Genomic DNA, 25,043 nt, shown 5'->3' on the forward strand with positions numbered 1-25,043 from the left:
TGACCGCCTCCTTTATTGTTGAGGCATTAATCGTATATTTCTTTAGCTTTTCAGTAAAGAAAAAAGGGAATTACATCTGATCCCGATACCATTCGACTGTCTTTGTCAATCCATCTCTGAACGATATTTCGACTGAATAGTCAAAAAGTTTTTCAGCCAATGTGATATCGGCATGGGAATGTTTCACGTCTCCCTGCCGGGTCTCAGCATAGACAGGTTGGATATCAGTATCAATTAATTTACATAAGATCGCGAAGAGTTCATTCAGCGAATACTTCCCGCCGCATGCCACGTTGACCATCTGCCCTCCGGCTGAAACGCACTTCGAGGCTGCGATGTTCGCGTTAACGACATTCTTGACATAAGTGAAATCCCGGCTTTGCTCTCCGTCTCCGTAAATCGTCGGAGCCTTGCCATCCAGAAGATGAGTAATAAAGATCGGAATGACCGCCGCGTACTGGGAAGCCGGATCCTGCCGTGGTCCGAATACATTGAAATACCTTAAGCTTATGGTAGGCAATCCGTAGACCTGTGAGTATACAGAGCAGTAATATTCGCCGACAAGTTTCGTGATTGCGTAAGGTGATAGAGGTTCTGGCAGAATATCCTCGGTCTTGGGAAGTTTCTCTGTCTCTCCATAAGCCGACGATGAAGCGGCATAGACAAGGCTTTTGACACCTGCTGTTCTGGCTTCCTCGAGAACGACAAGCGTGCCGTTTATGTTTACGTCGTTTACAAGCACGGGATCGTCTATACTTCTCGGCACCGAAGCAAGCGCTGCCTGATGGAGAACATGATCGACTCCCTTCATCGCGACACGGACTTCGTCGGGTTTCCTGATATCGCCTTTTATGAATTCGATATCAGTGGCGATCCCTGCAAGATTATCTTCATGTCCGGTGGAAAGATCGTCGAAAACAACTACATCCTCGCCTCTTGACACCAGTTCGCTGGCTATATTTGAGCCTATAAATCCAGCCCCTCCGGTAACAAGATATTTTGACATCCTGCCTCCATTCAAATTCATCGTTAATTATAGCCTTACAATATTTTTATCATCGAATTCTTTCAGGACATTCCTTGAATCAAAGATCAGCGGGCAGTTCGTTACTATCTTTTTATAATCGATGGAGGAATGCCCCGTGACTATGATCGCGCAATCCATCTCCCTGAGTTTTTCAGGTTCGAAATCAAGTTTTCTGGCGCTGCTTCCAAGTTCTCCGAGTTCGTTAACATAAGGATCGTACCAGAAGACCTCAGTGCCTCTGTTCAGGAGAAGTTTGATTATATCGTAAGCCGGCGATTCACGTGTGTCATCGATATCCTGTTTATAAGATATTCCCACGACAAGAACTTTTGCGCCATTCATGCATTTTTTTACAGAGTTCATCGCATCAGAGACGCGAACGACGACCTGCATTGGCATATCACCGTTGATCATACCTGCCAGCTCGATGAAACGTGCGTCGAATCCGCTTTGTTTGGCTTTCCAGGACAGGTAAAACGGGTCGATCGGGATGCAGTGGCCTCCAAGCCCTGGACCTGGATAAAATGGCATGAAACCAAAAGGTTTTGTTGCCGCGGCATCAATGACTTCCCAGACATTGATACCCATTCTGTTGCACATCAAAGCGATCTCGTTTACCAATCCTATATTGACGCTACGGAAGGTATTCTCAAGTAATTTGACAGTTTCAGCGACTCTCGAAGATTTGACAGGAACGGGATTCATACCGGCAGCCCTGTAGAGCATCTCGGCAAGTTCAGTGCATTGAGGTGTGACTCCTCCCACGACCTTTGGAATATTCTTTGTATTGTATTTTTCGTTACCCGGATCCACTCGTTCAGGAGAAAAAGCGAGAAAGAAGTCTTTACCCACATTCAGGCCGCTCTCCTCCAGGATCGGCATCATCACCTCTTCCGTCGTCCCGGGGTAAGTAGTGCTTTCAAGGATGATCAACTGGCCCTTGTGGACATATTTCCGAATCTCTTTCAACGCGGCGACTATATACGAGATGTCAGGATCTTTGGTCTTTCTGAGCGGAGTCGGTACAGCTATGTTTATCGTGTCAACATCCTGTAATACGGAAAAATCATCTGTAGCTTTCAATTTGCCGCTTTTTACAGCGTTTTTTAATTCTTCGTCTGTGACATCACCGATATAGCTATTGCCGGCGTTGATTTTTTTTACCTTTTCAGAATCAATATCTATTCCGACCGTCTGCAGACCGGCTTTACTGAATTCCACGGCCAGGGGAAGACCGACATAACCAAGGCCTATAACGGACTGGACTGCCGTTCTTTGGGATAATTTCTCTTTAAGATCCAATTCTGACTCCTTTCAAAAGCCAATTCGATGTGGAGAGTACACCAAAACCGGTTTTCAGGTCAAAGGTTTCAAGCTTTTTCCAGATATTTTAATCCCCTGTAGCATTTGATATTGTTCTTTCCCTCGGCCTTTGCCTTATAGAGAGCCGCATCCGCATTGTCTATAAGTTCTTCGACCCCCAAGGCATCTTCCGGATATACGGCTATTCCCAGGCTGCATGACAGCAGTCCTGCATTGACCCTGTCGAATTTAAAAAGGTTTATCGCCTTCAATATCCTTTCTCCCAGTTTTATCGCACCCTCAAGATTGGTCTGCGGAAGAAGGATAGCAAATTCGTCTCCACCGTATTTGGCGACAACATCGATATCACGGCAGTTGGATTTTAATATCGCCGCGATATCAGTCAGTGCCCTGCTGCCCGAAAGATGACCATTTTTATCGTTGTAATCCTTGAGGTTATCGACATCCAGCATGATGAATGAAAATACCTGGTCAAAACGTATCGATCTTTTAATCTCCAGATTGATAGATCTAATCAGATACCGGTAATTATATATGCCGGTAAGTCCATCCGTGATCGATTCGAGTTTGAGCTTTTTATAGAGAAGGTAATTTTCAAACGCGATAGCCCCCTGATTTGCCATCACGTTCAGAAGATGAATATCTTCTTCCGAAAAATCCCCCTGCTCAGGATCGTTGATGGCCAGAATGACTCCGAACAGCGCGTTCCTGGACATCAGGGGAGCGGAGATCACAGTGCTGAAATGATTCTCGTCTTTTACAAGCTCCCGGGCGACAAGGGAAAGATCGAGGTTAAATATGCTACTCCCGCTCTTCGATTCCTCAAGTTCCCTGTGAAGCCACATTGTTATTCCGCTTGACCCAGGTATATCCTCGATTCCGACTGTATATTTCTTGCCTTTCATTTCGCCTGTATACTTTATTATCCTCTGACCTTCGATAAAGATCATATGGATCTTGTTCGTAGGGAGGATATCAATGGCGCTGCTTATTATCTTATTAAAGATCACACGATTATCCTTACCAAGACTGATAAGGCTGGTAATCTCGGCGAATGTGCGGAACAGGATGTCTTTTTCATCAAATTTATGATGCATATTATTACCAATGCGTAAATTACAAACTCAAATAACGCAAAAGACATGCCACCGATTAGTAAAAAGGCCTGCCAGGTTCATAGATGTCAAAATAATAATAAAAATCTTGAGAGATCAGAGGCTTACGTTTAATGTAAATTCTTATATTCTTCTTTTAAATTGTTGATATTTTTAATGATATAATATATCAATACTGCGATCATAATTACAATCAACCCCGGAAGTGAATATCTCAATGCCGCTGGACTGTCACTGAACCTGTAGATGAATACACCTATTGTCGTCTTCAGAAGGATGATGAGAAACACCAAAAGGATAATTTTGACAAGCAAAACGGTAATCGATGAATAGAAATATTCCCTCTTTCTCCGTGCCGTCTGTCTTATGGTTGACTGAAATTTCCGTCTTTTAGGCTGCCTTGTCTTTAGAACCATCACTCTTTATCCTTTGGGATCTCCGCCTGGCATGGGACTTCCTTTATTCGATCTCCTCGTAATCAGCATCTTCTATCTTCTGGTTGGTCAATTCGCTGTAATCCTCATCCCTGCGATCTCCTCCCGTACCGGTCCTGGGTTTCCCGGATCTTCTCCCCGGATTAAAAGATCTTCCAAAAATCTTTATAAGATAATAGGCCAGCCCGAATATCAGAAGAATCCTGAAAAATAACATCCCTTTCCCCTGTTGAGATCTTTCCCCCGGTTTTACAAAAGAAAACTCATATTGTTCCCTGTTTTTATCAGGCTCCGTGTCCCGCATCCGGGATTGACCGGGTCACGGAGCCAAAAGCACGCCCGAGAGGATTCGAACCTCCGACACCCAGCTCCGGAGGCTGGTGCTCTATCCAACTGAGCTACGGGCGCTTTTCTTTATTTCCGAGAAGTTCCGAGGCAAGTTTCTCTCTCAGGTCTCCCCTGCCTCCCAGCATTCTCGCCAGTTCGATTTTTCTCTCTTCCTTGCCAAGGACAGAAGCTTTTGTGATCGTCCTGCCGCCAAGGACCTTCTTTTCTATTAAAATATGCTGATTTCCAGCTGCCGCGACCTGTGGCAGATGGGTTATCGTTATGATCTGATAATTATCAGCAAGTTCTTCCATTTTTTCAGCTACAACGGCCCCGAGATCTGCTCCGAGTCCTGAATCGATCTCGTCGAAAATAAGGGTTGGTATTCCCTTTTTCCTTACAAGCAGTCTCTTGAGTACCAGGGTGATCCTGGAAAGTTCCCCTCCTGACGCCACTTCCGAAAGTGGGTGCATCTGCTCTCCCACATTCGTTCTGATCATGAATTCAACCCTGTCCCAACCGCCAGGATGTAAATCTAGCTCATCAGCACCGTCTATGAAAGCTTTTATTTCGACGGTTTTTATGCTGGTTTTAAAAACAGCGCCATTCATTCCGAGTCCCTGCAATTCCATTGTGATCTCTTCATCGATCGATTTAGCGTGTTTTTTCCTTTCATCGGAAAGCCTTTTCAATAAAGGTAAAAGTCCTTCCTTTGCTTTTTGAAGCATACTGGATGACTCTATCATCTCGTCAGACCCATCTTCGAGAGATCTCAACGAGGATCTAAGTTCATCGCGTTTTTCTATAAGCCCCCTGAAATCAGTAGCAAATTTTCGTTTGGCCGACTGGATCGCCGCAAGCCGGTTCTGCAGATATTCGAGATCTGCGGGATCGTCCTCATCGTCCGATTCCGAATGTTCAAGCGTTCTGTCGATCTCTTCGAGCGAAATGATCATTTCCTCGATCTCAAGCTTCGAATCACTCCAGCTCTGATCGATCATGGACAATTTCCCCAAAAGCCTTTCCAGCGCGCTCATTTTTTCAAGAATAGATCCCTCTCCTTCGGATAGCAGAGACCTTGATTCTTCGATCGATCTGGCGTGGCTATGAAGATTCTCCAGTTTTTTGATCCTCGTCGCAAGCTGATCGTCCATCCCCGGGTCAAGCCCCAGGGCATCGAGCTGTTTCAGCTGAAACCTGAAATAATCTTCTCTCTCCCTGTTTTCCCTTTCTTTTTTTCTCAACGCGTCGAGATCTTTCCACCTGTTTCGGAAAAGCTCTATGGCCTCATCGCATCTCTCGAGAAGCTGCACATATGGTCCCGAGCCATCGAGCTGCGCGATATGGCTCGAGGGATCAAGAAGCTCCTGGTGCCTGTGCTGTGAGTTAAGTTCAAGAAGTATTTCCGAGAGTCTTTTAGCATCCTGGTTTGAAGCAGTTCGATCATTGATCCATAATCTGCTTCTTCCGTCGAAACCTATCTCTCTTTTTACCGATACCTGACTGCCAGGTTTGATATCAATCCCTGGAATACCTGAAATATCCATTTTCCCGGGCATAAGGAATCTTCCCTCGACACAAAGCTTATCCGCTCCTTTTCTCAAAAGAGATTTTCTGGCTCTTCCACCTGATAAAAGATCCACCGCGGTAAGTATGATAGATTTGCCAGCCCCCGTAGATCCGGTTATAACGTTCAATCCATTATCGAATATTATCGCCGCGTCCTCAACGACGGCAAGATTGCGGATGAGCAACTCCTGAAGCATACCCGTTTCCCTTCATCAATGTTCCCGCAGAACACCACCCCATTTAAGCTTCTTCCTGACAAGATCGTAAAAATTGTAATTTCTCCGTGTCACAAGCCTTGTGACTTTCTCACTTTTTTGAACCGTGATAATTTCTCCGGCTTCCAACCCGCACACCTTCTGTCCATCAATGGTCAGCATTATATCCTGATCCTTTTCGACCACCTCCACCTGCAGAGTCTCGAGGCTGCTTACCACGACCGGTCTTACGGAAAGAGAATGGGGACAGAGAGGGGTAATGATCATGCCCTGCATCGTTACGGGATTGATGATAGGACCGCCGGCTGCTAGCGAATACGCGGTCGATCCGGTAGGAGTAGATATGATCACGCCGTCGGAGAGATACTCACCGAGCATCGTATTATCCATTGTTGTCTTCAGATGGATCACTCTTGAAAGTCCTGTTCCATGAATAACGATATCGTTTAGTGCCGAGTAGTATTCTCCCCTCTTTTCTTTTCCCGAAAATGATACTTTAAGTCTCATCCGTTCCTGCACCATACATTTGCCTTTAAAGAGGTCCTTCATCGCTTTCTGGAGATTATCCTCAGTCAGAAACCCGAGGCTTCGTATTTTGACACCCATCAGAGGGATCTCCTCTCTTTCCACAAGCCTCGCAGCTCTGAGAAAAGTTCCATCTCCTCCAAGAGATATCACTATATCGCAATTTTTATATGAGTTGGCGAACCTTACACTGGCTTCCGGTACAAGTCCCGAGACTTCTTTCATCGCTATTATCTCTACACCTTCAGGGATAAGTTCTATCACATCCTTCAGTATATCAGCGATATCAGCTTTATAGATATTCACTGCGAGTCCCAGCCTGCTGATCTTCATTATTATCCTCCGTTATCGTTCAGGCTTCTTGCACGCAGTTCCTTGCCGATTATCCTCGCGATCGAGATCTCGTCGAGAGCTGTCTCTTCAAGGAGCTGATCTCTCTTTCCGTGCGGAACGAACCTGTCGTTAATACCAAGTTTTATCAGTCGGGCTGATGATCTCAGTTCCGAAAGCAGGTCTCTCACTGAATCTCCGAACCCTCCCTTTTTGACATTCTCTTCGAGAGTAAAAACAATATTCTTCTCCATCGAAGTCTCTCGAATGAGGAGCTCGTCGAGTGGTTTTGCGAATCTTGCGTTTATTACCTGCAGTTCTATTCCTTCTTTGGAAAGAATATTCGCAGCGGCTATCGCAGTATTGACCATAGAACCGATCGCGTAAACGACCGAATCTTTGCCTTCCCTTACGATCACTCCCCTGCCTTTCTCCGGAAAAGTTCCGGTCATCTCCGATCTTACTTCCGGAACGTTGCCCCTCGGAAATCTGATCATTACGGGACCGCTCTCGTGCGACACCATATCGCCAAGCATTCTTTCCATATCGACCTCGTCAGAAGGAGCCATAATCGTCATACCGGGGATCATGTTCATGTAACTGAGATCGAAGTTGCCGTGATGCGTGGGACCATCCTCACCGACGATACCGGCTCTGTCCAGAACGAATCTTACCGGTAGCCTCTGAAGCGCCACGTCGTGGATGATCTGGTCGAAACTTCTCTGCAGAAAGGTCGAATAAATGGCGACAAAAGGCTTGTATCCCTCTTTGGCAAGTCCTGCCGCGAATGTGACAGCGTGCGGTTCGCTTATCCCGACATCAAAGAATCTACCTGGAAATTCTTCAGCGAAACAGGCAAGGCCCGTACCTTCCTTCATCGCCGCTGTTATGGCTACGATTTTGTCGTCTTTTCTCGCGAGCCCGGATAATACCCTGCCAAAGACCTTGCTGTACTTTTCTTTTTCCGAGACACTTTTTGAATCACCGGTAGCTTTATAAAAACTCCCTATACCATGGAATTTTTCCGCATCCTTCTCCGCGAAAGGATACCCCTTGCCTTTTTTCGTTATAACATGCACAAGAACCGGGCCTGGCAATTGGTGAAGGTTCGAGAAAGTATCTACTAATTCCTCGATATCATGCCCGTCAAGGGGACCGAGGTATCGAAATCCAAGTTCCTCGAAGAGGATGGTCGGAACGACAAGATTTTTGATACTTTCCTTGATACGGCTGGCGAGCGTCCGTGCTTTTCCTCCAAGAGAAGGGATCTTCCCCAATAACTCCCACACATCTGATTCGATCTGCAGATACGGTTTTTTTGTAGTGATCCTTGTCAGATATTTAGCGAGCGCGCCCACATTCTTCGATATGGACATCTCGTTGTCGTTGAGTATTATCACGAACCTGTTCTTTTTCAGATGTCCGGCCTGGTTGATCCCTTCCTGGGATAACCCTCCCGATATCGAGCCGTCACCAACAACGCTGATGACAAAATTGTCCTTTCCCCTTAGATCCCTCGCGACGGCGAATCCGAGGGCTGCGGATATCGCTGTGCAGGCATGACCTACTCCAAAGGAATCATGTTCGTTCTCGTAGATATTAGGAAATCCGGAGATACCTCCCCTTATTCTCAGATCTCTGAATGCTTCTCTTCGTCCCGTCAATATCTTGTGAGCGTAGCTCTGGTGCCCGACATCCCAGACGATCTTGTCCTCCGGTGAATTGAAGATATAATGCAGGGCGAGAGTTATCTCCACCGTACCCAGGCTTGATGCGAGGTGTCCTCCCCTTATTGAGACAGTCTCTATGATATATCTGCGGATCTCGCCGGCAAGTACTTCAAGATCGGAGATCGAAAGATTCTTTATATCCGACGGGGAATCGATATTTTTCAGATAGATGCTATCTTCCAAAATAAACGCTCTTTTCTACAGTACGATGTATGTCAGCAGAACTCCAAGCGCGGCGCCGCTGATCACATCGAGCGGACGGAACTGGAGTATTCTGCTTGTCTTGAACGAATCTATCTCACTGTATCCGTGTACGCTGAAAATAATAGAACGCAGGATTCCGACCTGTTTCTCTTTTTCCCTTTTCACCCTCATAGTATCATGAAGGATAATCACCGTGTATGTGGCGCTGACCGCGAAAAGAATCGACGAATAGCCATATTTAAGGCCTACTATCGCAGATAATGACCCAAAGACGGTAGCGTGAAGGTTCGGCATGCCGTCGGTCTGAAAAAGTTTTCCAATATCGAGTTCCCTGCCCACTATGGAATAGATACCCATTTTGATCAACTGTACGATAATGCCGCAGATTATCGGAACGATGAAAATATTCTTATAGAGAATCAGCTTGATCATAGTCAGGAAATACGCTCCAGAATGTATTCAAACAGCCCCTCTATCGACCCGTCATCACCAAGCCCACGTATCCTTTCGATGGATTCATTTATCAGCGATCTTGCCATATCCCGGGATTTTTCGATACCGAACGTCGCGGGCCATGTGATTTTCCCTCTTTTGTTGTCCTTTCGCAAGCCTTTTCCCACATCACTGACATCACCCACAAGATCAAGAAGATCATCGGTGATCTGAAATGCAAGCCCGGCCTTTCTTCCTATATCGGCAATCTCCGAATTAATATCCGCAGATACTGTTTCGAGGGCTGTTCCTATTGACATTGAAGCAGAGATAAGTTCCGCCGTCTTTCTTTCGTGGATAAAAGCGACCATTTCGGCCATGGGATCTTTACCTTCACCTTCAAGATCGGCGACCTGTCCTCCCACGAGCATTCTTGAACCGGCCGCTGCGGCGAGGATCCTTATCGCGAGCAACCTGTTCTTATCCGGCACATTTCCATTTCGCGACAATATTTCGAACGCAAGGGCCTGAAGCGCGTCCCCGGCGAGCAAGGCGATAGCTTCCCCAAAACGTACATGACACGAAGGTTTACCGCGCCTGAGCGCATCATCATCGAGGGATGGAAGATCATCGTGAATCAGGGTGTACGAATGAAGGCATTCGATTGCGCAGGCCGCATCAAGGGCCTCCAGAGGATAGGAATTGCCGGCAAGATTGTGAGTCCACAAGCAAAGTGCCGCTCTTATTCTCTTTCCCCCCGCGAGAGTAGAATATCTCATCGCCCTGTGAAGCGATTCAGGGGTTTCCGACTCCGGAGGAAGAAGGATATCAAGCCTGGAATCAACCTCTTCAGCCGTCCTGGCAATCCTTGAAAGAAACGGAGAGTCTCCGGTACTGTCACTCACTTGATTCCTCTCGGTCAAGTCCAGCGGATAGTTGCGTTATTCTCCTGTCAGCCGCTTCAAGTATCTGTTTGCATTTTTTCCCCAGTTTCATCCCCTCTTCGTATAGCCGGATACTATCTTCAAGCGGTACCTGTCCCTCTTCAAGCTCTCTTACTATCTCTTCAAGCCTGTTTATTGAATCTTCGAAGCTTTGTTTTGGCGCCACATCTTCCCCTTTCTTTTGTCCTTTACGGTGCAAAAAGCGGAACCGTCATGAAAATTTACAGCTATATTGTCACCTTTTCCAATATTATCGGTTCCGGAGATTATCCTCAATCCATCATCCGAGGTACAAAACGAATATCCCCTCTTCAGTATTGAAAGTGGATAGAGCCCTTCAAGCATCCTTATCCTCGCGGCTGTTTTTTCCTTCACAAATCCCAGCCTGTCGATGAGTGTCCTGTCGAGCCGCACACAGAGATTTCCGCTTGATGCCAATAGATCGTGCCTGTTTCCTTTCCACCAGTTCTCAAGCCGAACCTGTTTCTCGTCCGCCTGCAGCATCCCGTAATCGAGTCTATGCCTGATAGCCGGGAATACGCTGCTTCGCATCACAAGATCGAGCATGTTGTACCTTCGTAATGAACCGCGGTCAGCTATTTTCCCGAGAATCCGGATAATATTCGCGATGTCATTTTTTACCTGTCCGATCTCCGGAGCGGCAAGTTCCGCTGCGGCAGTAGGAGTAGGAGCTCTCAGATCTGATACATAGTCGCAAATTGTAGTATCGATCTCATGGCCTATACCTGTTATCACCGGGTACTTGCTTCCCAACACCGCTCTTGCCGTTTCTTCAAGGTTGAAGGCCCAGAGATCCTCGATACTTCCTCCTCCGCGAGCGAGGATCACGCAATCGATCCCTTCCATCGAATCAGTTTCTTCAAACGCCCGTATTATTGATCCCGCGGCTGTCGCCCCCTGTACTTCCGCTGGAACCCTTACGATCCTTGCCAGCGGCCAGCGTCTGGCAAGCGTATTGGATATATCTTTTATAACGGCACCGGAGAGAGAGGTTATGACTGCTATTTTTTCCGGGAAACGAGGAATAGCCCTTTTCCTGTCGATCCCCGTTGCGCCTTCGTCGATCAATTTCTGCAGGGTCCTTCGAAACTGAAGTTCAGAGGCTCCCTTCCCGGCTCTTACAAGATTCTCGGCTATCAGCTGCGTCTGGCCAGTCCCACCGTAGAATGATATTCGTCCGGATGCGATCACCTGCATCCCGTCAGAAGGAAGAAACGGGAGCCGATACGCGTTTCTTTTAAAGATGACTATTCGGATAAGGTTCTTTTCATCCCGGAGCGTAAGATAATAATGTCCGGAAGCGTGCGCCTTGAAATTTGCGATCTCGCCGATTATTCTGACGGAGGGGAATTCAGTCTCAAGATTATGCCTCAAAGCCTCGGCTATCTCGGAAACAGAATATATATCTTCGTTTTCTGTAACTGGCGAATCGTTCCAGTCACTTGATCTCATCACCCGCTCCCCTTGCCCATTTCGCCGCCTGAAGAGTGTTTTTCATAAGCGTAGCGACAGTCATCGGCCCTACACCTCCGGGAACCGGTGTTATCAGTGAAGCTTTCGGCTGGACTGAATCAAAATCGACATCCCCATCGAGGCGATATCCTCTTTTTGCCGCCGGATCGTCAACCCTGTTCATTCCGACATCAATGACGACGACGCCGTCACTTACCATCTCACCTGTTATCATCCTCGGACTGCCGGCCGCAGCGATTATTATTTCCGCTTTCGAAAGGATTTCCTCAAGATTCCTTGTCCTGGTGTGACAAAGTGTCACCGTCGCGTTTCCCCCTGAAGACCTTGCCGAAAGAAGAAGAGCCATGGGTTTTCCCACTATAAGGCTTCTTCCAACGACAACAATATTACTTCCTTCAGTCTTGATAGAATACCTTTCGAGAAGCGTCATAATGCCAAGAGGTGTGCACGGTACGAATCTTCTCTTTCCGGATACGAGCCTTCCGAGATTGTATGGATGAAAACCATCAACATCCTTGTCGGGTGATATCGACTCGATGATCTTCTGCTCGTCGATATGCGCGGGAAGAGGAAGCTGAACGAGTATTCCGTCGACAGACCTGTCACTGTTCAGTGTACGCAGTCTCTCGATCAGGTATTCCTCCGTGATGTCCGCGGGCAGTTCTATCAGATCGGAATCGATATTACATTTCGCCGAAGCTTTGACTTTCATACCGACATAAACCTGGGAAGCAGGTTCGTCACCGGCGATCAGAACGGTAAGTTTTGGAGGAGCATTGTCCCTGGAGAACCTCGCTGATTCCTCATTGACTTCCGAGAGTATTTCCTTTGATATTCTTTTTCCGTCAATAAGGTTTTTGTATTCCTGGGTCTTCAATACTGCCCTCCTTCACAACGGCTGATGGATTCTTTCCAGCTTCAAAGCTTTTCCGGTATTATCATCCACTTCAACGAACAAACCCTGGATACAGGGATCTTCTCCGCCCGGTTGAAACCTGACATTGATCCCGGTCAGGAATCTTTCTATGACAGCTTCTTTCTTTACCCCTATCACCGACGAATACGGACCGGTCATCCCGATATCGGTCTGGTAGGCTGTCCCTCCAGGAAGGATCCTTTCATCGGCGGTATGCACATGCGTGTGAGTGCCGGCAAGGATCGAGATCCGTCCGTCAAGATAATACGCCATGGCAAGTTTTTCACTTGTAGCTTCGGCGTGAAAATCGACGATGATTATCCTGATATCTGAGGAAAGTGACGAAAGCACTTCATCAGCTTTTCTGAACGGGCAGTCGATATCGGGCATATACGTCCTGCCCTGAAGATTGAGCAGGCAGACACGCCTTGAAGATACCTCTCTGGTGACGAATCCATACCCTTTCGCGCCGGGTGGATAATTCGCCGGCCTGAGCAGATCGTCCCGATCATCAAGGAGTCTTACGCCTTCCTGTTTGTCCCAGATATGGTTACCACTGGTCATAAGATCGACCCCGTACTGCCTGATCTCGTTGACGACAGATTCAGTGACGCCGAACATCCCCGCCGCGTTCTCTACGTTTGCCGTACACAGATCTACTTTCAGTCTCTTTTTCAGTTCAGGCAGCCCGTCTCTTAAAGCTATCCGGCCGATTTTTGAAAGGACGTCTCCAAGGATCAGGATATTCATGCTGTTCTTTTCTCCCGATTTTTACTTGAACGGCATCGAGCAGACTCAGTCGTCGCTTGCGCCGCGCCATGTAAAGCCTACTTTGCGAAATCGACAGCCCTTGTCTCCCGTATCACAATCACCTTTATCTGTCCGGGGTATTCCATCTCGTCCTCTATCTTTCTCGAAATATCGCTCGCAAGCTGAGTAGCCTGGGCGTCATCTATCTTCTTGTGACTGACGAGGATCCTTATTTCCCTTCCAGCCTGTATCGCGTATGATTTTTCCACTCCATCGAAAGCGTCGGCGATCTTTTCGAGTTTTTCCAGCCTTCTGATATAATTCTCCAGAGTCTCTCGCCTCGCGCCAGGTCTGGCCCCGGAGATCGAATCCGCGGCTGAGACAATATGCGCCATCAGTGAAGTCTTTTCGACATCCTCATGATGTGAAGCGATCGAGTTGATCACTACCTCTGATTCACCGTACCTTCGGGCGAGGTCTGCTCCTATTTCGGCGTGCGGTCCGTCTACTTCATGATCGGCAGCTTTTCCGATATCATGAAGAAGTCCGGCTCTTTTCGCGATGACGGGATCGAGACCAAGTTCGCTTGCGAGAAGCGAAGCGACGAAGGCTACTTCCTTCGAATGCTGGAGTACATTCTGACCGTAAGATGTCCTGTAGTTCAACCTTCCAAGCAACTTTACCAGCTCGGGATGCAATCCATGCATATTGAGTTCGAGATATGTGCGCTCTCCGATCTCCCTTATTTCTTCCATAAGGTCTTTTTTCGTCTTTTCGACCAGTTCCTCTATCCTTCCCGGGTGGATCCTTCCATCCTTAACAAGCTTATCCAAAGCGATTCTCGCAATCTCCCGTCTTATTGGATCAAATCCCGAAAGGATGACAGCTTCGGGCGTATCATCGATGATCACATCGATTCCAGTGGCGTTTTCGAAAGCCCTGATGTTACGGCCCTCTCTTCCGATTATCCTCCCCTTCATCTCGTCATTGGGAAGATCGACGACTGACACTGTCGATTCGACAACGTGATCGGCGGCGCAACGTTCAATAGCAAGCGTTATTATTTCCCTTGCCGCTTTCGTCGCGTTCCTTTCCGCCTCATCCTTGATCTCCTTGATCTTTCTGGCAGCCTGCATCTTGGCTTCGCTTTCCAGATTCGAGATAAGGAGTTTCTTGGCCTCATCGCTGCTCATTCCAGCTATTTTTTCAAGCTTCTCGTTCTGTTGATGCAGGACCTTTGTTATCTCTTCCTTTTTCGAGTTCAGGTTTATAAGCTTGTTTTCAAGGACCTTCCGGTTATCTATCAGCTCCTGTTCCCTTTTTTCAAGATAGTCCACCTTCCGGTTTATATTCTCTTCTTTTTCCTCGATCCTCCGCTCGACATTCCTCAGTTCATTTCTCGTTTCAGCCGTATCTTTCTCGAACTTGAGCTTGGCCTGGTACCACTCGTCTTTCGCTTCAAGAATAGAGGCTTTTTTTCTCGTCTCCGCTTCCCTCTGGGCTTCGGCGATGATATTCTCGGCGAGTTTCTGCGTATGTTTCATCTGAGCCTGGGCTATCTTCTTGTTCACGAACCAGCCCACGATAAATCCCAGGAAAAGTACAAGGATTCCAATCAACAGATAATAGATCATGCCTTCCATTTTAATACCCCCCTTAAAGAATTCAGGGGTTTTCACCTCCCGATTTTTTCAATTAAACTGCAATCTACATAAAATATGAATATAGTATCTGGATTATTCTGGAAATTTCAGGGAGATGCTGGTAACAATGAAAATTCCCCACTCAATGCCGTGAGGTAGAATCCTTTTAAGCCCTGACTTACAACAGTGGATATCCTCACGGCAATCTCGACCTTCCGGGATCGCCCCGGCCTGGTCTGAATCACCATTCATTGGATTTCCGGGCTTAAAGCGTTGGCAAAAAATGATTTTTACCTACACCAACAAAGCAGGGAATTTCTCGGTAGCTCTATTTATCGATCTCATCTCATATCCCCGCGTTTTATATAAACTTGGGGATGAGGATTACCTTCCTGTACTAATCTTGTCTTCTATCAACTCTCCCAGCCTCGCAGCTCTCCGTCCGAATTCCTTCTCGTTGTTCTTTTCCTTCTCCTTGATCTGGTGCAATTCGTCGGCGATATTAAGAGCAGTTAAAATAGCTATACGTGACTGTGACATTATCCCACTGGAATGCGCGATCTCCCTCATCTTCTTGTCAACATATCCAGCGATCCTGTGAATATAATGAGGGTCACCGACACCTTTGATTTTATACTCCTGACCAAAAATTTCCACCTTCTCTGTGTTCTTTTCGGTCATCTATCTTCCTTTCAAGATCAACACAGTTGAGTCCTCATCATCCCCGCCCGGAAACAACCTCGTAAAACCTCGCGGACTAGAGTTCAAGTCCGTCGAGCTTTAACAGCATCTCCTCGATTTTGTTTCCTATCTCCTCTCTGGTTTTGTCGAAATCTTTTCTTTTGTCTTTATCACTATTAAAGATTTCAATCTCTTTCTTCAGTTCTTCATTTTTAATATATAACGAATCGACTTGATCTTTCAACTCTTTATTCTTTTCCTCGAGCCTCTTTTTTTCCCCGGAAAGTCTTTCAATAAGTTCCGCCGCCTTAATTATCTTTTCCTCAAGGACTTCGAGGCTTGCAAGCCCGACTGATCCCATTTTTTCTCCTATTCCATCCTTAAAGATACCTGTAACTCTGTACGTAATCCGTCCAGGACCTTGCCGATCACCTTGTCTACTACCTTGTCATCGAGCGTCCCTTCAGGTGATCTGAAGGAGAGCCTGAAAGCGTAACTTCTCTGCCCTTCCCCCAGATTGCCACCACGATAATAATCGAACAGCCTTATATATTCAAGATATTTGGCCCTTTTTTTAACGACCTTCATGATATCGGAGAATTTAACCCTCTCCGAAGCAACGACACACAGATCCCTCTTTACAGCGGGATATGGTATAAGTTCCGAATACGTGAGTTCATTAACTCCCAGCGAATGAATCACTTCGGGAAGTATTGAAAAATAGAATACAGGGCTCGGTATTTCGTACCTCTTCGAAATACGGCCCGGTATCATTCCACAATAACCTGCTAACTCGTTTTTATAGTAGCAGTTAAAAACAAAGTCCGGTTCCTCTCTCTTTTCCCTTTCAATATTAACCTCGGATTCTATACCGATCCACTCAAAGACCGTTTCGATCTCCCCTTTCATATCGAGAAAATCGAATTCTCTCTGCTTCTCATTCCATTGCACCGGAATATTCTTTCGGGTAAAGCAGGCTGTCAGGTGCAATTTTTCTTCAGGAAGCCCATCACCTGGACCGACAGGCAGAAAGATCCTGCCCATTTCAAATACTTTTATCCCTTCCTGTTCGACCGGAGCGTTCCTCGCGATCGTCCTGAGGATTCCAGGAAGAAGAGAAGTCCGCAGGACCGATTGGCCCAGCGAAAGAGGGTTAAGCAGCTTTACCGGGTTACACCTCGGATCGCTGGAATGCCACTCGAAGACCCTCGTGTCTTCGGGATCCATGAAGGATGAATTGATCACTTCGGCATACCCTCTCGATACAAGGAAAAACGAAAGATCCTCCCGCAACATGTCAAGAGACGAGACACGCGAGAATATCCTGCTGCTGTATTCCTCTTCACGTCCGATATTCTCATATCCGTAGACTCTTGCCACTTCTTCTATCAGATCTACCTCGGCCTTGATATCCCTGCGGAATGACGGTATCGCCACAACGATCTCATTCCCTTTTATCTCCGATTCCAGATCGAGACGTAAAAGAAGGTCTTTCAGATCTGTTGGGCCCAGATGCGTCCCCATGAGCCTGTTTGCCTGGCTGACCCTGATCGATATCTTTTTCTCCTCAAGGACCACCCGGTCAGCGACATTATCGGTAATCTTCAGTTCAGGTTCGCCAGCTCCGATCTCTTTTATCAGGTAACATGCTCTTTCGAGCGCCTTTACCGTTATACCGACATCTCCCTCGCGCTCAAACCTGTAAGAGGCTTCCGTGTCGAGCTTCAGATAATGACTCGATTTTCTCACTGCGGCCGGATCAAAAACCGCGCTTTCCAGGACGATCCGTTTCGTTTTGTCCTTGATCTCGCTGTCGGCTCCACCCATCACGCCAGCGATGCCGACGGGAATCTCTGAATCGGCGATGACCAGGACGCTGCTGCCCAGTTTTCTCTTGACTCCGTCGAGAGTCTCGAGCGTCTCCCTGTCATTTGCTCTTCTAACAGTTATAGTGTCCCCTATCAACCTGTCCCTGTCAAAAGCATGGAGAGGCTGACCGATCTCCATCAGAACGAAATTCGTTATATCGACGATATTATTAAGAGGTTTGACGCCGGCCGATACCAGCAGTTTCTGAATCCACTGTGGAGATTTTTCAATCTTTACATCAGAGACGCATGCCGCAGAGTACCTCCAGCAATCGTTCGTATCCTCTATTTTGACTTTGAACCGGTCATCGGTCTCGAGAGGCAGATATTCCGGTTCTTTCAGATCCCTTTTGTAGAGGGCGGCGATCTCCCTGGCGATCCCCAGGTGGGAAAGCTGATCAGGTCTGTTCGGCGTCACCTCGATATCGAGGATGACATCATCAGATCCTAGATGGCCACCAAGATCGGTTCCAGGCGCGAGTTCAAATCCAAGTTCAATGATACCGCTTTTGTCGCTTCCGATCCCAAGTTCTATCTCAGAACAGATCATTCCCTCCGAGACCTGTCCCCTGATCCTGGTCTTTTTTATCTTGAAATTACCAGGAAGGACGGCACCGTTGACGGCTACCGCAACATTCAATCCGGCCCTTACGTTCGGGGCGCCGCACACGATGTTCAGATGCTCTTCCTGACCAGTGTCAACTTTGCAGACGCTCAGCTTGTCCGCGTCAGGGTGTTTCCCGCATTCGGTCACTATTCCGAATATTACTCCGCTGAAATCAGGCCGCCTGTCCTCGATCCCTTCGACATTCAATCCGAACATCGTCAGATCGTCCGCCAGTGTCTTCGGATCTTCTACTATATCCACGTATCTCTTAAGCCAGTTTAAGCTAACTTTCATTCCTTCGCTCCTACCCATGATCCACTCCAGAACTGGCTGAGAAAACGGATATCATTCGCAAGGAATCTGCGTATGTCGTCGACTCCATATTTCAGCATCGCCACACGGTCTATTCCGAGGCCGAAAGCAAACCCGGTGACCGAATCGGGATCGTAACCGGCGAATTTAAAGACGTTTGGATGAACCATACCGGCTCCCATGATCTCGATCCATCCTGTTTTCTGGCAGATCGGACATCCGTTTCCGTGACAGGCGAAGCATGTCATGTCCACCTCTGCGCTCGGTTCCGTGAAAGGAAAGAAATGAGGCCTGAACCTGACCTTTGTCTCTTTTCCGAAGTATGAATGTATAAAATAGGTCACATCGTTTCTCAGATCGGCAAGCGATACGTCCCGGTCAACGTAAAGACCCTCCATCTGATTGAATTCAGCTGAGTGAGAAGGGTCTGGTGTTTCGTTCCTGTAGACTCTTCCCGGTGAAATGATCCGTAACGGAGGATCGTTTTTTTCCATGTACCTGACCTGGACGGGCGAAGTCTGCGTTCGAAGAAGGATATCCCGGTTGATGTAAAAAGTATCCTGCGTGTCGCGAGAGGGGTGTTCTTCGGGAAAATTAAGAGCCTCGAAATTGTAATAATCCAGCTCCACCTCGGGCCCCTCGGCAAGCGAGTATCCCATCCTGTAGAATATCTCCTTGACGTCTCTTGTCACCTTGTGAAGAAGATGGAGTCCGCCTCTCCACCCTTTCCTGCCAGGAAGGGTAGGATCTCCGGGGTAAGGTTCACTGTCGGTTATCCCCGAGGAAAGCTCGTTTTTCTTCTCTTCGATAAGACGATTGATCACCGTCTTGATCTCGTTGAAAAGGCTTCCGATAAGCGGCCTTTCTTCCTTTGGAAGTTGGCCTATCGATCTGAGGGCGTTCGTCAGGACGCCCTTCCTTCCAAGATACTCGATCCGTATATCCTCAATCGCCTCAAGACCTTTCGCGCTGCCGAGCCGTTCGGAAGCCTCGTTCTTGATCTTTTCGAGAGATTGTCGGTCGATTCCCTCGCGACTCATTTAAAGGGCATCCTTTGCGATCTCGGCGAGTTTCGAGAATCCTTCCGCGTCATGGATAGCTATTTCGGAAAGCATTTTTCTGTTTATCTCGATCTCGGATTTCTTCAGGCCGTTCATGAAACGACTGTAACTGAGACCATTCAGCCTCGCCGCGGCATTGATCCTGGCGATCCAGAGTTTGCGAAAATCTCTTTTTCTGGCACGCCTGTCCCTGTACGCGTATGAAAGCGCCCTGTTCACGGCTTCCTGGGCTGAGCGAAAGAGTTTTCCCCTTCCGCCGGTAAACCCTTTTGCCTGTTTCAACACCTTCTTTTTTCTTTTATGCGAAGCTACACTGTGTTTTGTTCTCGGCATACCTGTATGCCTCCTGTACTTATTTCCTATTCAAGACAATATGATTTATTCGATCCCAAAAAGACCTACATGCCCAACATCCTTTTGATTCTTTTTACATCAGATGTGGCTGCCAGAGTCTGTTTGCGGAGGTTGCGTTTCCTCTTGGTCGATTTTTTAGTAAGAATATGGCTCGCATAAGCCTTACCTCTTTTTATTTTTCCATTCCCGGTCAATCGGAATCGTTTCGCAGCTCCACGGTTTGTTTTAATTTTTGGCATCCTCGTCTCCACCCCCTTTTCTCGCATTTTTCTCTGAGACCGGTCCCATTATCATCGAAATTATTCTGCCGGTTCTGACGGCAGGTTTTTCGATAATAGCCAAATCGGAGAATTCCTGGATTATCTTTTCGAGAAGTTCATACCCCTTCTCAACATGTTCCATTTCCCGGCCTCTGAAAACGACAGTGAACTTCACCTTGTCTTTCTGTTCGAGAAATCTCTGAGCGTTTCTAAGCTTGAACTCAAAATCATGTTTCTCGATCTTGGGACGGAGTTTTATCTCCTTCAGATGAGTCACATGCTGTTTCTTCTTCGATTCGCGGACCTTTTTGCTCTCTTCATATTTATGTTTTCCGAAATCCATGATCTTGCAGACCGGTGGCCTGACGTTAGGGGCTATCTCCACAAGATCAAGCCCTCTCTCTTCAGCGATCCTTTTCGCTTCGTCCGTAGACATCACACCGAGCTGTTCACCATCATCAGCGATGACCCTTACTTCGGGGATTCTGATCATTTCATTGATCCTGGTCCTTTTATCGTTCTTATCTTTTCTGAATCTGTCTTTGATCTGTTCACCTCCTGAACAAAAAATAAAAAGGGCGCGTAGATATTCCACCCGCCCGGTTTGCTTCGGTATTAGATGAAACCCTACCAGTACATTTAAGACCGCAAGGTGAGGAGCTCTCGCTCCTTCTTTTATTTAAAAAACCAGATAACAGCATAATATTATGCTTTTCTATCTATCTCGTCAACCAATTCCGTAATAAATTCCTCTATTTTGCTGCTTCCCAGCCTTCCCTTCGATTTAGACCTGATATCGAGAGTCCCATCCTTTATCTCGTTATCACCGCAAACCGCCGCGTAAGGTATTTTCTGGACTTCGCATTCGCGTATCCTGAAACCGAGTTTCTCCTCCCGGAGATCGCAACTTGCCCTTATGCCGGCCGCCTTCATCCTCTTAGCGCATTCGACCGCGTACTCATGATGGTCTTTTCCGACAGGTATGATCCAGACCTGTTCCGGTGCCAGCCAGAGCGGGAAAAGTCCGGCGTAATGTTCTGTAAGCGTGCCAATGAACCTCTCTATCGACCCGAGAAGGGCCCTGTGGATCATATAGACATATTCTTTCTTTCCAGTGCTGTCGATATACTGGACATCGAACCTTCTCGGAAGGTTGAAATCGAACTGTATCGTCGTCGCCTGCCACCCTCTTCCGATGGCGTCTATCAGCTTCAGGTCTATCTTGGGTCCGTAGAATACCGCCTCACCTGCGATCTTTCTGAACGGTATGTCACGCTTCTCGATCGCCTTCATCAGAGAGCTCTCCGCCATCCGCCATTCTTCAGGTGATCCAGCGTACTTGTCCATGTTATCGGGATCGTGAGCGCTGAGTTCAACAGTGTACTCGTTGAATCCGAAGGTGGTCAGGATGTGGTGCGCGAGATCAAAACATTTGTCGACTTCGACGTCCAGCTGTTCTGGAGTACAGAAGATATGAGCGTCATCCTGCGTAAATCCCCGCACCCTGAGAAGGCCATGAAGAGTCCCGGAACGTTCGTTCCTGTATACCGTTCCCAGTTCCGCGTATCTGATTGGAAGGTCCCGGTAGCTGTGAATGGCACTTTTATACACAAGTATATGACCAGGACAGTTCATAGGTTTCAAAACGAATTCCTGGCCCTCGTCGTTCTTGATGATGAACATGTTTTCTTTATAGAAATCGTAATGCCCCGAGGTCTTCCAGAGTTCGCTCCTGGCGATATGAGGAGTCATTATCATCTCGTAACCGTTAGCCCTATGCTCTTTCTTCCAGAAATCCTCCACCGCTTCACGCAGTATATATCCTTTTGGATACCAGAATGCGAGTCCACCGCCTGCTTCTTCCTTGATATCGAAAAGCCCGAGCTGTGGGCCAAGTTTTCTGTGATCTCTTTTCCTTGCTTCTTCACGCCTTTCCAGTTCCTGGCTCAGCATGTCGGCAGAAAAGAAGACAGTCCCGTAAATCCTCTGAAGCATATCCCTCTTCTCGTCGCCGCGCCAATAGGCCCCGGCCAGGGAAAGAAGTTTGAAATGCTTCATCATCTTCACATCCGGAATGTGAGGGCCCCTGCATAGATCGACGAAAGCTCCAAGCCTGTAGATCGAGACAGTGTCGTCTTCTATTTCGTTTAAAAGTTCGACTTTGAATTGCTGGCCACCGGAAGAAAAGAGCTCGATCGCCTTTTCCTTTTCGATGACCTCCCTGACAAACTCAAGACCGCCGTTTTTCAGAAGATCTTTCATCTTCTCCTCGATAGCTTCGAGATCTTCCGGCGTGAACCGCCTGTCTAAAAGAAAATCGTAATAGAACCCTTCTTGTATCGAGGGGCCTATGGCGAACCTGACATCATTGAAAAGTTCATGGACGGCAAGAGCCATGAGGTGTGAGGTGCTGTGCCTGAGTATATCGAGACCTTCGGGATCATCGATCGTTATGACAGTAAAATCGCCTCCCACTGTTATATCTTCCCGCAAATCGAAGAGCCGGCCGTCTATCCGCGCGGCCACAGCCTTTTTACTTACTGACCTTGGAAGTTTGCCGAGAAGCTCTTTTACGGGCAAGCCTTTTTCGATTTCGTCTTTTGATCCATCCGGATATATTATCTCGACCATTTTATGATTATCCACCTTACAGGGAATTTCAGGGGAATGGTGGGCGATACTGGAATTGAACCAGTGACCCCCTGCATGTCAAGCAGGTACTCTAACCATCTGAGCTAATCGCCCACACACCATCTTTGCTGAATCTTATGAAATAAATCACCTACGAGCAACTAAATAATCATTTTCGGCAATTATTTCTTCTCTTCGTCATCAATTACCTCAAATTCAGCATCGACGACCTGATCATCCTTGTCTTCCTTTTCCCCGCCAGAAGAAGATCCGCCCTGCTGCTTCGGTTCCTGGTGTTGCTGCTCGCCGGCCGCGCTCTGATACATCGCCTGGGCCGCTTTCTGCCAGATCGCGTTGTGGGAATCGATCGCCTGTTTGATCCGTTCCTTATCTTCAGTCTTTGAAGCTTCTTTGAGTTCCTCGAGAGATTTTCGCATTTCATCGAAATCCGAGGATGGGATCTTTTCCTTGTACTCTTCCATCTGTTTTTCGGTCTGGTAACTCAGCTGGTCCGCCTGGTTGCGCAGATCTATCATCTCGCGGTTTGCCTTGTCCTCAGCGGCATGTTCTTCAGCTTCGTGAACCATCCGTTCTATATCGTCTTCAGACAAACCGCTTGAAGCCTGGATGATTATCTTCTGTTCTTTTCCGGTAGCCTTGTCTTTTGCCGTGACATTCAGTATGCCGTTGGCATCTATATCAAACGTTACCTCGATCTGCGGTATCCCTCTCTGGGCGGGAGGAATGCCGGCAAGCTGGAATCGTCCTATCGATTTGTTCGCGGCGGCCATCTCCCTCTCTCCCTGCAGGACATGGATCTCCACAGTAGTCTGGTTGTCAGCCGCAGTTGAGAATATCTCGCTTTTTGTTGTCGGGATCGTCGAGTTCCTGTTGATAAGTCTCGTCATCACTCCGCCGAGAGTCTCAATCCCCAGAGAGAGCGGGGTAACGTCTAGAAGAAGCACGTCATGCACATCTCCCGCAAGAACGCCACCCTGGATAGCCGCGCCCAGCGCGACTACTTCATCGGGGTTTACTCCCTCATGCGGTTCTTTTCCGAATATCTCTTTTACCTTGGCCTTTACCGCGGGAATCCTTGTTGTCCCGCCAACAAGGATGACCTCATCGATCTCTGAGAGATTGATCTTGGCGTCCTTTATCGCGTTCTTGCATGGCTGTACTGTCCTTTCGATCAGGCTGTCGGTGAGAGATTCGAACTTCGCTCTCGAGAGTTTGACATTCAGGTGCTTCGGACCTGCCGCGTCGGCAGTTATGAAGGGTAGATTGATGTCCGTCTGAGTTACTGTCGACAGTTCACATTTGGCTTTTTCGGCAGCTTCTCTCAACCTTTGCAGAGCCATGGGATCTGTCGTCAGGTCTATACCCTGATCCTTTTTGAATTCCTCGGAAAGCCATTCGATTATCTTCTGGTCGAAGTCGTCTCCTCCAAGATGCCCATCTCCGTTCGTCGCTTTTACCTCGAATACATTCTCGCCCAGTTCAAGCACCGATACATCAAAAGTACCGCCACCAAGGTCGAAGACCACTATGGTCTTTTCCCCTTTCTTTTCGAGTCCGTAGGCGAGAGACGCCGCTGTAGGTTCGTTGATGATCCTCTCGACCTCAAGCCCTGCTATCTTGCCCGCATCTTTGGTGGCCTGTCTCTGGCTGTCGTTAAAATACGCGGGGACGGTAATTACTGCTTTTGTTACTTTTTCGCCGAGATATTTTTCCGCGGCTTCCTTCAGATACTGAAGCACCATGGCAGAGATCTCCGGTGGCGAATATTCCTTGCCCCCCGCTTCTACTCTGACATCGCCAGAAGGTCCTTTCTTTATCTTGTACGAGACTTCCGATATCTCCGTCGATACTTCCGAGAATTTTCTTCCCATGAATCGTTTTATAGAATAAATAGTATCTTCGGGATTTGTGATCGCCTGCCTTTTAGCAAGCATCCCGACAAGCTTCTGAGAATCCTTGAATCCGACTATCGAAGGAGTGGTCCTTCCGCCTTCCGGATTAGGGATTATTACCGGCTCTCCACCCTCTATGACAGATACGCACGAGTTTGTAGTCCCAAGGTCAATTCCGATTATTTTTGACATTTCGTTCTCCCTCTGAAAATAATAAGTTTAAATATTCCAGAATACTAACTTCAATAAGCATGCCAATTAGGGCAAAATAGAGGCCTACATATCATATTGCAATATAACAAATTAGGATTATATCAATTGTCCATGGCAGAAATGGCAAAACTCACGCCATGACAGAAGCTGCCATAGATGCCATTA

General features: G+C 47.4%; 23 protein-coding genes, 2 tRNA genes, 1 other RNA gene and 1 other annotated feature. All 26 genes read right to left on the minus strand.

The window, feature by feature from the left end; all coding sequences use genetic code 11:
• Window positions 1–70: 70 nt before the first annotated feature.
• On the minus strand, window positions 71–1,006 hold the full coding sequence (locus tag JW814_07280; protein ID MBN2071245.1) for an SDR family oxidoreductase: 936 nt from the start codon (window positions 1,004–1,006) through the stop codon (window positions 71–73).
• 27 nt (window positions 1,007–1,033) lie between these two features.
• Window positions 1,034–2,329 (minus strand): nucleotide sugar dehydrogenase, encoded by a 1,296-nt coding sequence (locus JW814_07285; protein ID MBN2071246.1) that lies wholly within the window; start codon window positions 2,327–2,329, stop codon window positions 1,034–1,036.
• A 68-nt stretch (window positions 2,330–2,397) separates the two neighbouring features.
• Window positions 2,398–3,360 (minus strand): sensor domain-containing diguanylate cyclase, encoded by a 963-nt coding sequence (locus JW814_07290; GenBank protein ID MBN2071247.1) that lies wholly within the window; start codon window positions 3,358–3,360, stop codon window positions 2,398–2,400.
• Window positions 3,361–3,924: 564 nt separating this feature from the next.
• Complete coding sequence (locus JW814_07295; GenBank protein ID MBN2071248.1) at window positions 3,925–4,116, minus strand: hypothetical protein; 192 nt, start codon at window positions 4,114–4,116, stop codon at window positions 3,925–3,927.
• Between the two features lie 117 nt (window positions 4,117–4,233).
• Window positions 4,234–4,307, minus strand: a tRNA-Arg gene (locus tag JW814_07300).
• Window positions 4,298–5,992: a DNA repair protein RecN gene (gene recN / locus JW814_07305; GenBank protein ID MBN2071249.1), complete on the minus strand. Its 1,695-nt coding sequence runs from the start codon at window positions 5,990–5,992 to the stop codon at window positions 4,298–4,300. The genes JW814_07300 and recN overlap by 10 nt, the downstream gene beginning before the upstream one ends.
• A 15-nt stretch (window positions 5,993–6,007) precedes the next feature.
• Complete coding sequence (locus JW814_07310) at window positions 6,008–6,868, minus strand: NAD(+)/NADH kinase (protein ID MBN2071250.1); 861 nt, start codon at window positions 6,866–6,868, stop codon at window positions 6,008–6,010.
• 2 nt (window positions 6,869–6,870) lie between these two features.
• On the minus strand, window positions 6,871–8,766 hold the full coding sequence (locus JW814_07315) for a 1-deoxy-D-xylulose-5-phosphate synthase (GenBank protein MBN2071251.1): 1,896 nt from the start codon (window positions 8,764–8,766) through the stop codon (window positions 6,871–6,873).
• Window positions 8,767–8,793: 27 nt separating this feature from the next.
• Complete coding sequence (locus JW814_07320) at window positions 8,794–9,231, minus strand: divergent PAP2 family protein (protein MBN2071252.1); 438 nt, start codon at window positions 9,229–9,231, stop codon at window positions 8,794–8,796.
• 2 nt (window positions 9,232–9,233) lie between these two features.
• On the minus strand, window positions 9,234–10,136 hold the full coding sequence (locus JW814_07325) for a polyprenyl synthetase family protein (GenBank protein ID MBN2071253.1): 903 nt from the start codon (window positions 10,134–10,136) through the stop codon (window positions 9,234–9,236).
• Window positions 10,129–10,341, minus strand: coding sequence for an exodeoxyribonuclease VII small subunit (gene xseB / locus JW814_07330; protein MBN2071254.1), 213 nt, complete (start codon window positions 10,339–10,341; stop codon window positions 10,129–10,131). Before xseB ends, JW814_07325 begins: the two co-directional genes overlap by 8 nt.
• Window positions 10,308–11,648, minus strand: a complete 1,341-nt coding sequence (gene xseA, locus JW814_07335) for an exodeoxyribonuclease VII large subunit (protein MBN2071255.1) — start codon at window positions 11,646–11,648, stop codon at window positions 10,308–10,310. The genes xseB and xseA overlap by 34 nt, the downstream gene beginning before the upstream one ends.
• Window positions 11,635–12,546 carry a bifunctional 5,10-methylenetetrahydrofolate dehydrogenase/5,10-methenyltetrahydrofolate cyclohydrolase gene (locus JW814_07340; GenBank protein ID MBN2071256.1) on the minus strand — a complete coding sequence of 304 codons (912 nt, stop codon included), beginning with the start codon at window positions 12,544–12,546 and terminating at the stop codon, window positions 11,635–11,637. The genes xseA and JW814_07340 overlap by 14 nt, the downstream gene beginning before the upstream one ends.
• A gap of 12 nt (window positions 12,547–12,558) precedes the next feature.
• Window positions 12,559–13,335, minus strand: coding sequence for a TIGR00282 family metallophosphoesterase (locus JW814_07345; protein MBN2071257.1), 777 nt, complete (start codon window positions 13,333–13,335; stop codon window positions 12,559–12,561).
• A 77-nt stretch (window positions 13,336–13,412) separates the two neighbouring features.
• A complete protein-coding gene (gene rny / locus JW814_07350) occupies window positions 13,413–14,978 on the minus strand; it encodes a ribonuclease Y (protein MBN2071258.1) in 1,566 nt (521 codons plus the stop codon).
• A 131-nt stretch (window positions 14,979–15,109) separates the two neighbouring features.
• Window positions 15,110–15,295: non-coding RNA, 6S RNA (gene ssrS, locus JW814_07355), on the minus strand.
• A 67-nt stretch (window positions 15,296–15,362) separates the two neighbouring features.
• The gene (locus JW814_07360; GenBank protein MBN2071259.1) at window positions 15,363–15,659 is read right to left on the minus strand and encodes a cell division protein ZapA; all 297 of its coding nucleotides are present in this window, start codon (window positions 15,657–15,659) and stop codon (window positions 15,363–15,365) included.
• A gap of 76 nt (window positions 15,660–15,735) precedes the next feature.
• The gene (gene zapB, locus JW814_07365) at window positions 15,736–16,020 is read right to left on the minus strand and encodes a cell division protein ZapB (protein ID MBN2071260.1); all 285 of its coding nucleotides are present in this window, start codon (window positions 16,018–16,020) and stop codon (window positions 15,736–15,738) included.
• An 8-nt stretch (window positions 16,021–16,028) separates the two neighbouring features.
• Window positions 16,029–18,428 carry a phenylalanine--tRNA ligase subunit beta gene (locus JW814_07370; protein ID MBN2071261.1) on the minus strand — a complete coding sequence of 800 codons (2,400 nt, stop codon included), beginning with the start codon at window positions 18,426–18,428 and terminating at the stop codon, window positions 16,029–16,031.
• Window positions 18,425–19,486: a phenylalanine--tRNA ligase subunit alpha gene (gene pheS, locus JW814_07375; protein ID MBN2071262.1), complete on the minus strand. Its 1,062-nt coding sequence runs from the start codon at window positions 19,484–19,486 to the stop codon at window positions 18,425–18,427. Before pheS ends, JW814_07370 begins: the two co-directional genes overlap by 4 nt.
• Window positions 19,487–19,840, minus strand: coding sequence for a 50S ribosomal protein L20 (gene rplT / locus JW814_07380; protein ID MBN2071263.1), 354 nt, complete (start codon window positions 19,838–19,840; stop codon window positions 19,487–19,489).
• Window positions 19,841–19,905: 65 nt separating this feature from the next.
• Window positions 19,906–20,100 carry a 50S ribosomal protein L35 gene (gene rpmI, locus JW814_07385; GenBank protein ID MBN2071264.1) on the minus strand — a complete coding sequence of 65 codons (195 nt, stop codon included), beginning with the start codon at window positions 20,098–20,100 and terminating at the stop codon, window positions 19,906–19,908.
• On the minus strand, window positions 20,087–20,614 hold the full coding sequence (gene infC / locus JW814_07390) for a translation initiation factor IF-3 (GenBank protein MBN2071265.1): 528 nt from the start codon (window positions 20,612–20,614) through the stop codon (window positions 20,087–20,089). Before infC ends, rpmI begins: the two co-directional genes overlap by 14 nt.
• Before the next feature lie 71 nt (window positions 20,615–20,685).
• Window positions 20,686–20,802, minus strand: a sequence feature (ribosomal protein L20 leader region).
• A 24-nt stretch (window positions 20,803–20,826) separates the two neighbouring features.
• Window positions 20,827–22,752 carry a threonine--tRNA ligase gene (gene thrS, locus JW814_07395; protein MBN2071266.1) on the minus strand — a complete coding sequence of 642 codons (1,926 nt, stop codon included), beginning with the start codon at window positions 22,750–22,752 and terminating at the stop codon, window positions 20,827–20,829.
• A 37-nt stretch (window positions 22,753–22,789) separates the two neighbouring features.
• A tRNA-Val gene (locus JW814_07400) sits at window positions 22,790–22,866 on the minus strand.
• A gap of 68 nt (window positions 22,867–22,934) precedes the next feature.
• Entirely contained in the window at window positions 22,935–24,857 is a 1,923-nt protein-coding gene (gene dnaK / locus JW814_07405; protein ID MBN2071267.1) for a molecular chaperone DnaK, read from the minus strand.
• Window positions 24,858–25,043: the final 186 nt, after the last annotated feature.

This window comes from Candidatus Krumholzibacteriota bacterium (genome assembly GCA_016932415.1).
In the GTDB taxonomy this organism is placed as follows: domain Bacteria; phylum Krumholzibacteriota; class Krumholzibacteriia; order Krumholzibacteriales; family Krumholzibacteriaceae; genus Krumholzibacterium.